This window comes from Dyadobacter chenwenxiniae, from assembly GCF_022869785.1.
GTDB lineage: Bacteria > Bacteroidota > Bacteroidia > Cytophagales > Spirosomataceae > Dyadobacter > Dyadobacter chenwenxiniae.
Genome location: NZ_CP094997.1, coordinates 2,805,548 through 2,820,754, shown reverse-complemented (window position 1 = coordinate 2,820,754; position 15,207 = coordinate 2,805,548). Strand labels below are relative to the sequence as shown.

The window sequence follows — 15,207 nt, the reverse complement described above, 5'->3', positions numbered from 1 at the left end:
CGAGTCGCTTCTTATACTTCAACTCCGATATTTCTTGGCGCCTTCCTTTGTTCATGATAAGTTATTTTGAGTAGGAGGAGGGGGTGGTAGTTGTTTTAGAAATCTCTTTCAAATACAGAAACCCCTATCGGCAGTAAGCTAAAATCTCTTTTGATTTGCAAATACTCTGTTTCGGAGATCGTCTTTCCGTTGTTTATGTCACACAACTTTTCATATGCTCGTTCGCACCTAAAACACAGGTGCCTATACCGATTTAATTGTCTCTGTTTTCGGTTTTTCATGATTCAATACTTACTTATATACCCCCAATAGGTTCTCCTGGCCCAGTCGATGGCGAACTTCCTTCTTCTATCTTCCTGTGACTTTAGCCGTATCGCCTCTCTGAGATCCGACAGTTTAATAGTGATAATCATAAACCCCTTTCAGTTAATTTCCCTTCCACGTCCTCCAATAAAATCTCCCCGCGATCAATCATCTTCCGAAGCTGTTTCTGCGTTACTTGCAGCGCATCAGCCATTAATTTAAGTTTGGTTTCTTTATCCATTTCCATGTCAGTTATTTTTCTCTAAGATACTCATTTTAAGGGTGTTTATCAATAGGTGTCATAAATTCAGACTTCTCTGATTTTATGACACCCGGAATTCCGGGTTTTATGTTTTCAACCCCCGAAAATGTATAAATCCATAATTGGAAGGTTTCATAAATTCGTTTATAAACGAATTTATGGTGCAGGCAAAAAATCTTTACCTGCAAACTAAAATTTCGTAAATTATTTCAGGGGACAAATCATGAAAACGGGAATTTCCGCTTTTCTATAAATGTTTTTATGTACGCTTGCATGTACCATATATTTGTAGTATATTTGTATGGATTTAAAATAAGAGGTCTATGGTAGACGAGAACAGCATTAAGTCAAAACGTGAGTTTCTCATAAAAGAGTGCGATGCGAAGATTGGCTACAAGCTCAATCATCATGTACAGGAAAATGTCTCAATTCGTGTTTATTTATGGGAACACTATGAAAAAGAGGTTAAGATCGCGCTAATTAACGACCGGAAAGCATATTTTACTCTAATAAACGGCAATTCATTATGTGAATTTCGATTCTGGCCAAAATATGAAGTTGGCTGGATTTACGGAGTGACGGACACATTGGAGTCTGCAATTAGTATGGCTTACGACACAATTAGGCTAACTAAAATGACGGAATACTATCAGAAAAAAAATAAAAATGCGGGAAATATATACACAATTAAAGGATCTAAGATTAGCATCCAATCTAACGCAAGCACAGATTGCTGAGAAACTTGGGTCTGGAGGGTACACCAATAAGGCAGTATCAGACATAGAAAACGGCCGCAGAAAAGTTGGTTGGTCGGTTATTCAAGATTGGGCAAAAGCCTGTGGTAAAGAAGCTGAGATTGTATTTAAAAATATGAAACCATGAAAATTAACAACAGGACTTATCACCCTTTAAATTATCTCAAAGCAGGTGGCTTAAAATCTGTGCGAATTGCCAATTCCGATAAGATTGCAGACCCAACAAGCCCTACTTTTTACAATACATTCAATAAATGTATTCCTCATTTTAATAAAGACATACATTTGGTTTCGTCTACATTTTATGAATCAGCAACAGCGACCATGTCGAAAATGTTGGATCTTTATAATGATTCAAAAGACGACACGCCCATATCAGGCACTTTTATTGTCAATGATGCCAAGATGTTTAAAAATATGGCCATGATGGTCTACATTGATCCTTTAACAAAGGAAATGACATTGTTTTGTTTTACACTCGAAGGCATTTTAGTCTCGTTCTTCTTTAGAACTGAAAAAGGAATTACCGACTGGAAAAGTAAGGAGTTCGATAAAATAGAGCATGAGGTTTTAAAAAAATATATTTCTGAGTGGAACAATACATGTTGGGCGGTAGCGATTACGCTGTGCTATTTCAAAAGATATGCGCAGGTTGAAACCATTAATCTACCTCCCAATAAGAAGGTTAAAATCTTTCACACGAACTATGTGAATGAAACAAATCTCAGCATCACTCACCTTGACAGTAAGTGGTTTAACAATTTAGTCAAATCAGATGCATTCAAGGTTCGAGGTCACTTTCGATTTCAGCCCAAGAAAAAGGATGGAGAATGGACTAAGGAGTTAATTTGGATAAATGACTTTATGAAGGAAGGTTATACATCACCAGCGAAAATATTAAAAAATCAATAAACACTTTAATTTTAGAAATCATGGAAAACAATGAACAGTTAGAGTTGTCAAAAGAGACGGTTCGTCTACTCAAAGAAGCGGTCGCGCTGCTGGAGGAATTGGCTGCCGCTAACCGCCCCAGAAAAAGAAAGATAGAGGATTTTCGAGTTACCCAATTCATTTTAGATAGACGCGCATCACTACTATGAACCCGAAATTCACAAGATTTGTAAACGAAACACTTCCCAAATTTACCGAACACCTCGGGGAGGAATTCATAGAAGTGCGGGAAGATTACAAGCTGATCCGCTTCTATGACAACATTGATGGAAAGCGCGGTAAGATTCGGTTACAGTATTATCCGATTGGCGACGTAGCGCAACTTAACACTAACATCTGGATCAAAGAAAGAGCGCTAGAGTATATTGCTAAAGTCCTTCTGGGGGCTGATTCAACGCTTGAATCGCCTAGTGAGTTAATATCTATTCCGAAGTCCAGGTATGAGGAATTATTGAGAGTCGAGCAGGATTACCGGGCGTGGGTTAACTTTGGTAAAGATAAATTATTTGGTGCAAATGGTTGATTATCAGATATACCCTGATTACGGGTATATCTTTTTATTTTAAATGGAGAAATCGAACGTCACGCTGAGTAGTAAATATCACCATTAACCGGGGCTTGTTATTTCGGTCGTGGTGATAAGTTACCGACTTAATAATCTCGAATGGGACGTCCGAAACAAGCCCCCTAAGTTCGCAGTAATCGTTTTTCATCATCTCCCGATATACAGCCAATTCCGCATAGCTTACTCCTTCAAACTTGGGATACGCCTCACTGAATTTTTTATACAAAGGTTCGCTCCACATTTCTTCTTCATCAAAGGGATGTAGTTTCTTTTGTGGACGTGACAGTAAAGCGATACTCGGCTCGGACTTCGCAAAGGCTCCCAATCCTACCGCCCCAAGTAGAGAGGCGAAAAATGTTTTTCTGTTCATAATTCTTTAAAGCGCTTTGTTAATTCAGCCTCTCTTCTGGTATAGTGATCCAAATAAACACCCCATATGGCTTTTAAGAGGTCTTCGGGATGCTCAATAAGTTCTGTTTCAAACCCAAGACCATATGCTGGGGCCCCTCGGGACATAAGCCTCTCAGTTCGCTCGCGGCCTCTCTGTTGTTCTTTCAATTCGCGAAATATTTTTTCGCTTTCTCTGAATTGATCCTCTGTCATGATTCGTTCGACTTAGTTAGCTCCCAAATTTACAGTTAAATATAAACAATTCCCCTTTAATCAAAACACTCCTATAAACTTTTTATTAAAGTTTTTTTAATTATATTTGTTAGCTTTCGCAGGGGGACGAAATCGTGCGGGTTGAGGGGTTGGTATGGCATACGGTGTAAAGTGGTTTTCGGAGTTCGACGATATTGGAGATACACGTGATCCCGATAGCGTAAACGTTGTTTATCGTGTTGAAATCCTCGAAAGGGATTACGCGGGAGCGGCAACAGAAGTCTTGTCCAGCGACAACCCGCTTGTCATTGAAATGACCTCCGTAAATGACCCTTTCCAGGTCATTAGAAGCCAAAAAGCAACCGTTGAATGGATCTCTGATGAAGAGAGTGGTTTTAATATCACTGACCTTTTCATCACCGACGATAAGAAATATCAATTAGCCGTATGGGAGTATACCGGTAGTGGGTTAAAAATCCGCTGGCGGGGATACCTTGTGCCGATTGACTGCGAAGAACCATTTCATTCAAAGCCTTACCCTGTATCCTTTGCCGCAACCTGCGGACTTCCTTTTACGCGGGACGATTACTTTGTTGATGAATTCGGCAAGTTCCCGGTGGGTAAGAAGTCGCTGATTAACATCATTGCCGACGCGTTAACCAGCACAGGTTTCACGCATGAAATTCACACGTACATTAATTTGTACGAGCAAAATATGTCCTATTCTGCAAGCCCGTTAGCGCAGGCGGAAATAGACGCGGACGGATTGCGCGGCAAGAAAGCAAGCGAGGGACTTGAAGGGATTCTTTCTGCGTTTGGGGCTTACGTAACGCAATCTAATGGCGTTTGGGTTATCAAAGGTATCCGTGAGCAGACAGGGGAAACAGCTATCGTTAGGCAATTCAGCGCGGCGGGTAATCCCATCGGCGGCGCTTCGGTGTCGCAGCTGGTGAGCATTGGCAAAACCTTCTTTCCTGGTAGCATCACCCACTTACTGCCCAGCACAGAAACTAATCTTCGCTTAGCTGAGCCTAATTCAATCGTTACCGAAACCGTTGATCCAGGTATTGCCGTAAACAGGCTGGCAAACGGCACGTTTTCGGGCCCAATACTGGGCGGTAATATTCCAGGATGGAGAAATAATATAAAAGGTGGCGTTTCATGGGAAAGGACAGGGGCAGGGACATTTGATTCCCCGTACAGGTTGGAATTTAGGAGTCCCGTTTTTATTGATCCCAAAAAAGCAAAAAGCAGGTATCCTATTACGCCGGATGCTTACTTTGATACGGGTCCAATTGAGATACGGTGTGGAGCTTTCAATACGAGAGAGCAAGACCGCGTAGAATTGAAAATGGTCTTTGCAGGGGCCGCTAAATGCCACAACATTGATGCCGGGATGATGTTTGTCACGCTCAACGAAAGTGAGCGAAAGGGCGTTTCATGGCTTACGTCAGAAGGTGAATGGTATTATTCATCAAAGAATGACAGCGGCCCGTTTCTCATTAAACCGATCGGAAAAAGAAACGATCAGGTAAAAACTTATGACGAACTAGATTTACAGACTTTTGAGGTTGAAAGTAAAGCTATAACGAATTTCGTTCCGCGAAATGGGGAGGCGGTTGTGTATATCCGCGTCCGCATCTACCCTGGTGCGCGAGGTATGGGCTTCAATACGCCGAATGCGTTCTTTTCGGTTGAAGACCTTTCTTTAACATTCTATACCGGACTTGTCTTCGAAGGTGAGCATAAATACCAGGCAGACGGCAAGCTTCCTATCCGGGATGCAAATGAATTGTCTTATACGCAGATTATCGCTGATAAGATAGGCATTGATACACCGGAGCAAGGCCGGGATGTGAACCGGGTAATGACCGGGTACATGACCCTGACAGGCGGTAACCAGCTTACCCAGGCGTGGAGGTATATTGGCGATTCAATACCGGAACCCATCCAAAAAAGATCCCTTCGTGAGCGCATCAGGCAAGTGTGTGGTGAGCGCAGGATATGGGACGCCTCATTGATCGGCTATGATTTAACGCCTGATTTGACGGTGTTTAAGCCGGAGGATGAATTAGGAAACGCAAATATTTTTTATGCGCAAACCTCATGGAGATGGGACGTTAAAAACCTTTCCTATACATCAACGCTTTTAGAACTAAATCACTCTACGCTCGACGAAGAGGATATTTACCTATTCGATGATGAAGGAGGCCGTAGGGGTAACAGAATGTACCGTGGCGGGGCTACTTCGAACAGCGGCAGCACAGCAAAACCCAACATTGAAGAGATTGTATTAGATATAATCCCTACGCTTTATTTTTCCGTAGGGCATCAAGCCACACAATTCGTTGACCTCGCGCCTTTAATTCTATCCACACACCTTCCTTCTGATTTAACCGCAGAGATAAAGTACGCGCCTGAATGGGCTTCCAGTGTCATAATTGAGCTTGGTGAAGACTTTGATATGATCAAGGTCATTATCACAGGAAAGCCTACAACACGCGGCAATGACCGGGTGCAGGTGGAGCTTGTCGGCAGGGACGGTGAAGACTTCCTTGCTGTTATCAACATCATAGTCCTTCCCGCCACAAAAGTAACCTACAACCTGCTTGATATGTCAGCAGGCGGAGTTGTTGACGGGCCGCTTCCAGGCGTTTATCCTTTAAAAGACCTGTGGGATTTAACAGCTAAGATAGCCGGGCCGCATGACTTCTATCAGTTAAGAGTCAAAGGAGGTGGGCCAACCGGCAACGCAATAGACAGGGTGACGAACCAGTTTGTCACAGAAACCGAGCTGGATACCTACCAGATGTTTGGGGAAGATGGCGGCATAACTACCGAAGCGGGACAGTTCCGGTTATGGGTATACACAGAATTAAATAAAAGCCCAGTCAGTAACCAAAACATCACCTTTACGCTTTATGATGAAGAATATCTTAACAAGCTAAAATTCTTCCTTACATCAAGCGGCAGTGATATTGGTGAGATTGCAGTGGATGGATCAAGCAAGTTTGTAAAGCCCGGCGCGCTTAACATTAAGGCCGTTGCAGATGATGTAAACCACGACAAGGCGACCATCACATTATACCAGAACGAGATTGCATTAGCAAGCAGGACTTATCCGTTAGGGGCTGACTCGTTAACCGGAACTTACCTTGTTTACAACGTAGATACGGAACTTGCGCCGGGTTTCTATAATGTTGAGATCGTTTTAACCCTGGACGGAGAAGAAGTTCTTGTCAGGTATGCGGATTTTACCATTAACGAGGAAGAGCCTGAGGCGACAGAGAATGTATTAAAAATAGGCTCAGCCAACGCAGGCAAAACAAATCTTACGTTGATGGGTACGCTTGCCGGGTCTGGCAATGTGTTTCCTCTCCCTGCTTCTGGTTGGAACGTATGGAACGATTCGGTTTCACCTCCTTATGACTGGGAAGGATTTGATTTTTATCAATTCAAAGGCGGCAGTTTAATCCCTATCAGCACGCAGACATACGGTGTTTCCCCTTACCAGACCTATCCAGGCGAAGTTACTTTCTCTGATCACTATCTGTTTGGGAAAAAGAACAGCAAGCAGATAGATAGCATTCACGCAGATGAAACCGCTTTCAGGGTTATCCATACGCGTAGGGCAGGTGGAGCAGGTGGAACGCTCGTAGCGACAAGCACAGCAGATTTTTCTTTTGGCATTGATATTCCGATTGACGAAGCGCCGATTGGTGAGCCTGGGGGTGGGCTGGCTGATTACGTGGCTGGCGCTGGCATGTCAGAAACCGTTGAGGACTATATCAAACGCTTTGATGTCCGTGTGGACAATGTAGGTATTGAAATATTCGAACCAGAATCACCGGACGACCCCGATACCGCGCTTCTGAATCACCTTCGCCTAAAAGCAAAAGGAGTTACCTTCGCTAAGATCCAGGACATTCCCACCAAAACGGTTATTGGCCGTATGGCTGGCGGCACTGGCGTTACTTCGGCTATACCTGTTGCAACAATCGTAACAGGTGCCGATCCGGGGGATCTGGTGACAGTAGAGTATATCGAAGAGCTTATAAGCGCGTCCCTGGCTAAATACATGCCATTGACCAATGTTACAACGGGCAATGTAATCCCTAACTATTTCGGCGATGTAAACGCATATAACTTCACTGGTGTAGCTTTAATCGGTACTGGCGCGGCCAATGCGCCGAATGCTATTCCTGGTATGCTAATCGCAGGCGTGAGCGGCTCAAACGTCTCTCAGCTTGTCGTTACCCGCTCCGGGGATAACTCCTATTACAGGGGCACCAATGGGGGCGCACTGGGCACGTGGTACCAGATCGCAAGCCGGGCGTGGGTTGACCTGAAAGAAGTTAATACAGGGGTAGGATTATTAGGTGGCGGGCCGATAGCAACAAACCTTACTTTAACATTCGATACCGTTTGGGGTGATGCGAGGTATCTGGTTAATGCCAGTACGGGGCTTCCTTGGACGCAGGTAAATGTCAATACCAAACCCAAGTTTAATGTTTCGGCAGTTGACTCACCATCAGGCGGAAGTTCTTCGTTCCATGGTATTTACATCCCTCATTCAACGAATGCGGATATCGGGTCCACCATCGCATTTAGGAATGGTACTGCGTTTTTCAGAAGCGTCGAAAGCGGTGTGTGGGGTGTATGGTTGGCAATTGCAGACAAGCCGTGGGTGAATGCAAAACAGATACTTGGCGGCGATGGTATGGCTGCTGGCAGTGGCGGGGATTTATCAGCCAACCGGGTCATTGATCTGGGGACGCCTTCAACGTTAGATGCATCCACTACCAACGCAGTAACATCAACAAGCCACACACACGAGATTACGACAGGCAGCCTTGTGCAAGGCTCAAATATTGTTTTGTCCGGCACACTGACGGATAGACTGATTGGCGCGGGCAATGTGACCATTTCGGCAACAGCTATACCATGGACGATTGTAACCGGCAAGCCGACAACACTTTCAGGTTTTGGGATAGTGGACGGCGTAACGATCGGTGATTTCAATATCGGACTGGGAACGAAGGAAAACACCTTTCCGAAGGGCAATCTGGTTACTGGCGACAATATAACTTTCGGAGGATCAGGTGTAAACAGACTTGTAGGTTCGGGTGATTTGGTTATCGCCTGCAATAGCATGCCCTGGAATGATGTGACAGGAAAACCAACCACGGTTGCCGGTTATGGTATTACTGATGTGTACACGAAAGCAAATGTCGATGCGGGCCTTAATGGAAAAGAGAACACCTTCTCAAAGGGCAATCTCGTAACAGGCAACAACATCACTTTCGGCGGCGATCCTCTAAACAGGCTTGTCGGCTCAGGAAACCTTGTGATTGCCTGCAATAATATGCCATGGAACGATGTGACGGGCAAGCCGACAACAATTGCGGGGTACGGGATAACAGACGCCTATACTGAATCTCAGGTTGACTCTCTGTTATCCGGGAAAGCCAATTCATCCCATACGCATACATCGTCACAAATCACTGACTTTACCAGTGCAGTACGCGGGTCTATTTCAGGTACTGGGGGGATTTCTTACAACAACAGCACGGGGGTTATAAGCTACGCAGGTGCGGCCAGTCCCGTTTCTGTGGTAGGGCAAGCGGTAAATAGGACGGTTCGGTATGTGAATGGGGGTGCTCCCGCTCAGTTGTCAGATGGGTATATAGAAGATGATGGAGCGACCCTTACATTTCTAAATCCATGTGTGATTTACACTGGAACTCGCATTCAAAGGAGGGCGTATGCGAGTCCTGTTACTGGTATGCTATGGATGCAAACAGACGGAGGGGTGCTCGGAGCAAGCGTCTATGTTTACTATCTAACCGGTTGGATGAAGCTAGAAATCGGAGGTTTTGATTGAGGCTCCAATGCCCGGCTGTAGTGGGAAAAAATTGCATAACAACTAAAATCGAAAGTAACATGAAAATTAAACTAGACAGACTAAGGACATTAAAAGCAGAGTGCGAAGCCCTCGTTGCTCAGAACGCATTCAGTTTCGCAACGGACACCAGACTTACGAGATTGGGTGTGCTGGCTAAGAAAACCATAGAAAGAGAAGCGGGAGAAGCGTTGAGGGGTATTAATACGAGGCGCAATGAACTGTATCAGCAAGTTGTAAAAGATAACCCTAATGCAGATCAGCAAGCGATTTCATCCATATACCTGGCAGACAGCAGATCAAAAGAGATCATGGATCTGCAAGCGGAAATATGGGCAGAGGAAACAGATTTCGAATTTAAGCCTATACCGATCGGCATTGACGAGGTGAGAAAAGAAAACTTCGAAAAGTCCGTGACAGTAGAATACTACGGGTATTCCCACCACATAAACCCGAACATGTGTTTGCAGGGCTTAATTACCGAGGGGTTTGCAGAAGTATCAGAGTTGAAAGAAACAATTGAATAACTAGAATAAAATGAACAATCAGCCACGCAAGGTAGCAGACCTGACCGCCTTTATCGAAAACCCTTTTCCGATCATAATGCAATTTTTGAAGCCGTCCATTATCGTGGCACCGGTGGTTGTGGAACTATGGAGCAACAAGGCAATTTTTGTTGTCGTGCCGTCTTCGGCGGTCGGGGCTAATATCTCCTTTACGCTAACCGTTGCGTGGCTCAGGGTAATTGAAAATGCACAGATTTACGTCAAGTTTGCGGGCGAAACTAAATTCTCCTTTCCGATCAAAACAACTTTGGACGGAGCTGTTTCATCTGAGAGCACCTTTGTAATAACTGCGCCATCAATCGGCACCGTGCGGGTTAGCTCTTTCAGCGATGAGGCCACAGCCGCAAAAGCACTGGAAGCTATCCAGGCGGCGGAAGAAGCGAGAGGTTACCGCGATGAAGCCAAGGATCTTGTTGCATCCGCCGGAACAGGTATCGAGCAGAAGGGCATGTACAATTGGGCAACCAATACGCCTACATTATCGGCAGACGCAACTATTGGCCAAACAGACCCAGAGAAATACCAAATCTATGACATACCGGCAACGGGTGTTGGACTGGCTCAATTCTCTGGCAAGAATTTCACCGCCGGGGATACGATGGGTGAGGGAAAATTAAAGCAAGATCCGAGCGGGCAGTGGTTTTTTATTGCAGAAAGCAGCTCATTACTGGCTAAACTGGACGCTCAGTTTTCGCTAAACTCGTCATTGGTAGGGCCTTCTGTTGTAAGTACTTACACAACCAATAGCACATCGGGCTCAACCACCAGGATATTAGGCCAAAATAAAGCCGGGCTACTTGAAACAATAACCGTTTGGATTACCAGGGGCGGCATTCTGGAAGTGAAGATATTCCGCAAAAACCCTGATACGAGCTATAATTTGATCAATACCTTTTACCTGCTTACCAAAACAGGGCAGAATAATTTCAGCCTTGCCAATGGTGATTTTCCTGAGGTTATCCTACTTGATACCGATTACCTTGGCTGGCATCATGCTTATGTCAACTCATCGAACAACACAGCTTTCGTAGGCTTTAAAAATGAGGGGCCACCAACCTATTTTATAGCGGGTAATGCGGCGGGTACAAACCTTGATGCAGCGGAGGCTCTAACTACAAGTTTCGGTTTTAACTATACCGTATCAGTTGGGGTAACCGCTGCACGTCAGACACAAAGCAACGCTAAAATAACGGCAAACGCGACATCAAGCCTTTCGGCGGAAGAATCAAGCCGCGCTTATTTACAAGAAAGCCCGGATGTAGTTTCTGGCGTAACGGATTCATTAAGCACTTACACATTAACTCCCTCTGAGGATGTTACCAGAATTTATTACACACCGCTAACAGCGGGTTACATTAAAGCAGTTCAGTTGTGGGCCACACGGGCGGGCGATATTACATTCTTCATTTTTAGCAAGAACGCAAACGGCACGTTCAATATCGTTACCAGCTTTGAAGTTACGGCAGTGCTAGGGCTAAATACTATTGCGCCGGCCGATACTGTTACCGTTAAAAAAGGGGAATATTGGGGGTGGTATGTAAATAATCCAGGCGGACAAATCGGATACAAGGCTACGGCCGGAACAATTTACCCGTTCCTTGCAGGCCTTCCGTCGGGCAGCAATATTCTTTTCAACGCCAATTCGGCAAACCTATTTGCTGTCAATATTACGGTAGGAACCGGGGCATTAACCGATAAGGTGAATGATGCGCTTTCCCGTTTGGATGTTGTTGAGGAAGATATAAGCCTGAAGCGCACAGGAGCGCCGGTTGGGCTTATAAAAAAGTACTCCCTTTTGGTAGCCACAAAACCTTCTGATTGGGTTGAGGCGGGGGCGTGGTCGTGGACTACTTCGGGGCTTCAATCTCCCGGTTCGGGTAGTTGGGGTACTTATGCTTACTGGAATAAGCCTTCCAGCTTAGACGAAGATGCAGTTTGCATACGTGTTCAGGCGGTCAATGCGTCATCTGTATTTGCAATTGTCCGCAAAAGTCAATTGGTGGTAGGGACTTCTATCTTGGAAGCGGATTTGGGAGCCGGGAAAATTAAACTGTACCCGCAAATAGCAAACATCGGAGACACGCCTGGAACATCTGTTGCAGAAATAGACATTCCTTTCGCCCGTGTTGCAAACCGGGAGTACCTGCTTACCCTTCGTAAAGACCGGGAGATATTCTACGGTAAGCTGGTGGATACAGTAACACAGGAATCGGTTCAGCTAGTTTATAATTCAATTGGCGGGACTTCATGCGGGGAGTGCGTAGATGCGCCCGGGATTATATTCAGATCAGGTTCAATCATAATCAAAGACCTGGCCCACACAACAGCTATGCCTTACAATCCCTATATGACCATTGTTACGGATAGTATTGGCGATGGCGACACAATCCGTAATGAACCAAGCGGCGGGTATATGAACCGCTGGGCCGGAATAGTTTCCGCGCGCATTAAAGACAATATGTTTTTATCTGCAAGGGGCGGGGATACTACTGCTTTATCAGCGGCAAAGCTTACTGACATCCTGGCTATGATTGGCGAGATCAAAATATTCATTTATGCCATCGGTGTAAATGACTCAAATTTAACAACCTGGCAGAATGGAAAGAATGCAGCACGGGCAGCCGTATTGGCACATAGCCCGAAGGCCGAATTCATCGTGATCACACTACCGCCCAGGGATGATAGGGCGGCTTACGATACACAAGTAACGAATGCGGTGTTGGCTGGGCCAGATAGGTATCTGGACTTTGCTAAATGGATGACAACTAATGGTGATAGGGTGACCAGAGAAAACACTTTATTCCTGCCTGACGAAATCCACCCAAACGTTGCCGGACATGCAAAATTAGGAAGTGGAGTAATTAACGAATTAGGATTATAAACAAACAGATCATGAAAAAACTACTAATACTCATCCTTCTTTGCGCCCATCTGGGCTACGGGCAAACGGTAAACGTTCCAACGAAAGCCTACATTGACGTTCAGTTAAAAGGCGTGAACGCCCGTATTGACAGCCTCAATAAGGTGTTATCTGGTGGCGTAAAGCCGCCGCCGGTTGTGACACCTCTTGACTCATGCCCACGCGGGCCGTCTATTGAGGGGATTTCAAAGATTACCAATACCGGCGCTGAGCTAAATTTTGATGCGGATGGGGTACCTAAAATTAACTACGTTATTCTAAACGAAGCAGGGAATATACTTTATTCTGACAGCCTAATAGATTTGACTAAAAATCGGGTTCCATTCGAATATAAACCACTAGCAGATGGATCGTATTACCTGCGCATCCAAGGCCGCAACTGCGTTAGTACTCCATCTACGCGCAAGTTCACCATCAGGGGAGATTTACCACCCCCTGTTATTGACCCTAAACCAGTTTCCAATCCTTCGGTAATTGGCGCTGAATCCATCAAAGTAGGTGGCAGGTATTACACCTACAACCGGACGGGCGAACTGGAAGTGGCTTTCAATCAGGACGGCACACTATCCGACAACACACCTGGACTGGATAACTCAGGAACAATTTCAAAGCTTAATGGATGGAATGTGTTCTATATGCTGGGCTATTCTCATTTTGAAACAGAGAACGGCGAGTACCAGAAGTTCCAGAATATTACTTTGCCCGATGGGCCGGTTTCTGTCAGGCAATTCATTTGCAATCCTGACAAGATACCCAACCTTGAAACCTTTAAAAAATACCTGACCGCATACGGTGACAAAGGCGTAAACGCGCTGAATGCACGTATGTCACAGATGTTCATTTCGATCAAATCTGATCAAAAGGTAGGCAACGGGATTGGTAGGGATTGGCTTGTAGTTTCGCGTGTCCTGAACTTCCCTAAGACTTTGCCCGCGATGGACTGGCGACCATACAACAAATGGGTTGCTACGGCGGGAATAAACAGAGGAGATAATCAGGATACCTACCGGCGTGTCGGAGTAATACCTGATGCACGTTTCACGCAGCCTAATCAAGAAATGACCTTCAACACTGTAAAGGTGGGGCATGGTCAGGTTTTAAATTCGCAGGAAGCGTATAATGCAGGCCGTGCGTTTGCTACTTATATGGGTTCAAGCCCGTATTCCTACATTACCGAAGAACTTGTAGAGAATGGCCAGGGGCAATATGACAGGCCCGGAACATTGCCAGGATATCAAGTTTCCTACCATTTCGCGAGAGGTAACTTAGACGACATACGGGTTAAACATCCCGGTATTAATAAAAAAGATGCTGGTATATTTGGCGGGTACGGCGGTGATGATTTCTATGGCGCGATTGACCAAGGGCTGTTGTATGGCGACCGCAAGACTTATGAAGAGTCATTAACCAGTAAACTATACAAAGGTCACGGCATCCACGGGTGGAGCGCGGAAGATCATAGATATTTCACGGAAGGCAGTATTGAAGTCCGAAATTTCAACGCCAAATACTATTTCTGGAACCGGGTATATAATCTTCCCTACGAATTTATTGCGCTTAACGAACGGGTTAAGCTTGCAACGAAAACCTATGGTGGGCAGGATCGTGAATCTAACTTATCCATATTCAGCACACCGATCATTGAAAATTTTGTTTCGGATGACAATGGCAATCGGATTGGTATTGAAATAACGAATTCCGGTGAGGTTTATGATTATGCCGGAGGTACGGTTAAAACCAGGATGAACACTGGTCCCGCCGCCGCATGGGATGAGCTTTTCACTTCTGGCTTTTGGTCAACGCTGATAACATCTGGAACCGCCTTATGGGACGCCCCAAATACTCAATACGGTCAAGACGTTAATAAAATTGACTGGTGGTCTGAGCAGCAGATTTACTTTAAATCCAAGGGCGAAAGAGATTTCAGAAGGATTAACGATGGCGATTTCGGAAGGAGCGGCGTTCCAGAAAAAAGTCCGGAAGGATTAAAGAGCACACTTTACGCTCCTGTTATTGATGCCACAATGGCGGGAATGGAAGCAGCTTATGAAATCCGTAATCGGACTACTAAGCTTTCATTCATATCGTACGAGTCTAATCGGGGCGGATTTGTAGCTATGCCTGGTACCGCAGGATTTCACTTAAATGGTTTTGGCCCACCTAACTACAATTCCTTTGTAGTAAAAGATGCCTTCGATCAGAAAAAAGGAATTCCGTTGCTTGGACAAGGACCAGAAGGGGAGGTTTTAATCTATTACAACGGTTTTCTATCCAAACATCTTACCGAAAGAGTGAAGATCCGGCACAATGGGGTTGAGCATGATTTGGGTATCGTTTATGGACATCAGACAGTAATCAAAAAGCTATGAGCAAATTACAA

Annotated in this window: 12 protein-coding genes; 9 read left to right on the top strand and 3 right to left on the bottom strand. The window is 45.0% G+C overall.

The genetic code is table 11. The features are described 5' to 3' along the window. Nucleotides 1-409: 409 nt before the first annotated feature. Nucleotides 410-544: a hypothetical protein gene (locus MUK70_RS30840; protein WP_255715664.1), complete on the bottom strand. Its 135-nt coding sequence runs from the start codon at nucleotides 542-544 to the stop codon at nucleotides 410-412. Nucleotides 545-888: 344 nt separating this feature from the next. Between MUK70_RS30840 and MUK70_RS11835 the strand changes: the two genes are divergently transcribed. The 5 genes from MUK70_RS11835 to MUK70_RS11820 are packed head-to-tail and all read left to right on the top strand — an operon-like array spanning nucleotide 889 to nucleotide 2,794. Then, entirely contained in the window at nucleotides 889-1,302 is a 414-nt protein-coding gene (locus MUK70_RS11835) for a hypothetical protein (RefSeq protein ID WP_234652233.1), read from the top strand. After that, complete coding sequence (locus MUK70_RS31140; RefSeq protein WP_374759701.1) at nucleotides 1,232-1,447, top strand: helix-turn-helix domain-containing protein; 216 nt, start codon at nucleotides 1,232-1,234, stop codon at nucleotides 1,445-1,447. The genes MUK70_RS11835 and MUK70_RS31140 overlap by 71 nt, the downstream gene beginning before the upstream one ends. After that, a complete protein-coding gene (locus MUK70_RS11830) occupies nucleotides 1,444-2,232 on the top strand; it encodes a hypothetical protein (RefSeq protein ID WP_234652232.1) in 789 nt (262 codons plus the stop codon). The genes MUK70_RS31140 and MUK70_RS11830 overlap by 4 nt, the downstream gene beginning before the upstream one ends. A gap of 20 nt (nucleotides 2,233-2,252) precedes the next feature. Then, on the top strand, nucleotides 2,253-2,420 hold the full coding sequence (locus MUK70_RS11825) for a hypothetical protein (RefSeq protein WP_234652231.1): 168 nt from the start codon (nucleotides 2,253-2,255) through the stop codon (nucleotides 2,418-2,420). Further along, nucleotides 2,417-2,794 carry a hypothetical protein gene (locus tag MUK70_RS11820; protein WP_234652225.1) on the top strand — a complete coding sequence of 126 codons (378 nt, stop codon included), beginning with the start codon at nucleotides 2,417-2,419 and terminating at the stop codon, nucleotides 2,792-2,794. The genes MUK70_RS11825 and MUK70_RS11820 overlap by 4 nt, the downstream gene beginning before the upstream one ends. Before the next feature lie 34 nt (nucleotides 2,795-2,828). On the opposite strand, the gene MUK70_RS11815 is transcribed toward MUK70_RS11820, so the two are convergent. Both MUK70_RS11815 and MUK70_RS11810 read right to left on the bottom strand, forming a co-directional pair. Next, nucleotides 2,829-3,206 (bottom strand): hypothetical protein, encoded by a 378-nt coding sequence (locus MUK70_RS11815; RefSeq protein ID WP_234652223.1) that lies wholly within the window; start codon nucleotides 3,204-3,206, stop codon nucleotides 2,829-2,831. Further along, on the bottom strand, nucleotides 3,203-3,439 hold the full coding sequence (locus MUK70_RS11810; protein WP_234652221.1) for a hypothetical protein: 237 nt from the start codon (nucleotides 3,437-3,439) through the stop codon (nucleotides 3,203-3,205). Before MUK70_RS11810 ends, MUK70_RS11815 begins: the two co-directional genes overlap by 4 nt. Nucleotides 3,440-3,593: 154 nt before the next feature. Here MUK70_RS11810 and MUK70_RS11805 point away from each other — a divergent pair, with 154 nt between their 5' ends. From MUK70_RS11805 to MUK70_RS11790, 4 genes are read left to right on the top strand one after another with little or no spacing between them, the layout of a single operon-like run. Next, on the top strand, nucleotides 3,594-9,323 hold the full coding sequence (locus MUK70_RS11805) for a hypothetical protein (RefSeq protein ID WP_234652219.1): 5,730 nt from the start codon (nucleotides 3,594-3,596) through the stop codon (nucleotides 9,321-9,323). 59 nt (nucleotides 9,324-9,382) lie between these two features. Beyond that, the gene (locus MUK70_RS11800; protein WP_234652215.1) at nucleotides 9,383-9,868 is read left to right on the top strand and encodes a hypothetical protein; all 486 of its coding nucleotides are present in this window, start codon (nucleotides 9,383-9,385) and stop codon (nucleotides 9,866-9,868) included. Nucleotides 9,869-9,878: 10 nt separating this feature from the next. Next, nucleotides 9,879-12,788, top strand: coding sequence for an SGNH/GDSL hydrolase family protein (locus MUK70_RS11795; RefSeq protein WP_234652214.1), 2,910 nt, complete (start codon nucleotides 9,879-9,881; stop codon nucleotides 12,786-12,788). An 11-nt stretch (nucleotides 12,789-12,799) separates the two neighbouring features. Beyond that, on the top strand, nucleotides 12,800-15,196 hold the full coding sequence (locus MUK70_RS11790) for a hypothetical protein (protein WP_234652211.1): 2,397 nt from the start codon (nucleotides 12,800-12,802) through the stop codon (nucleotides 15,194-15,196). The last annotated feature ends 11 nt before the right edge of the window (nucleotides 15,197-15,207 follow it).

Bases quoted from the DNA above. Each gene is read 5' to 3' on its own strand.
- MUK70_RS30840 (WP_255715664.1), bottom strand. From the start codon at position 544: ATGGATAAAGAAACCAAACTTAAATTAATGGCTGATGCGCTGCAAGTA.
- MUK70_RS11825 (WP_234652231.1), top strand. From the start codon at position 2,253: ATGGAAAACAATGAACAGTTAGAGTTGTCAAAAGAGACGGTTCGTCTA.
- MUK70_RS11835 (WP_234652233.1), top strand. From the start codon at position 889: ATGGTAGACGAGAACAGCATTAAGTCAAAACGTGAGTTTCTCATAAAA.
- MUK70_RS11805 (WP_234652219.1), top strand. From the start codon at position 3,594: ATGGCATACGGTGTAAAGTGGTTTTCGGAGTTCGACGATATTGGAGAT.
- MUK70_RS11815 (WP_234652223.1), bottom strand. From the start codon at position 3,206: ATGAACAGAAAAACATTTTTCGCCTCTCTACTTGGGGCGGTAGGATTG.
- MUK70_RS11790 (WP_234652211.1), top strand. From the start codon at position 12,800: ATGAAAAAACTACTAATACTCATCCTTCTTTGCGCCCATCTGGGCTAC.
- MUK70_RS11800 (WP_234652215.1), top strand. From the start codon at position 9,383: ATGAAAATTAAACTAGACAGACTAAGGACATTAAAAGCAGAGTGCGAA.
- MUK70_RS11830 (WP_234652232.1), top strand. From the start codon at position 1,444: ATGAAAATTAACAACAGGACTTATCACCCTTTAAATTATCTCAAAGCA.
- MUK70_RS11810 (WP_234652221.1), bottom strand. From the start codon at position 3,439: ATGACAGAGGATCAATTCAGAGAAAGCGAAAAAATATTTCGCGAATTG.
- MUK70_RS11795 (WP_234652214.1), top strand. From the start codon at position 9,879: ATGAACAATCAGCCACGCAAGGTAGCAGACCTGACCGCCTTTATCGAA.
- MUK70_RS11820 (WP_234652225.1), top strand. From the start codon at position 2,417: ATGAACCCGAAATTCACAAGATTTGTAAACGAAACACTTCCCAAATTT.
- MUK70_RS31140 (WP_374759701.1), top strand. From the start codon at position 1,232: ATGCGGGAAATATATACACAATTAAAGGATCTAAGATTAGCATCCAAT.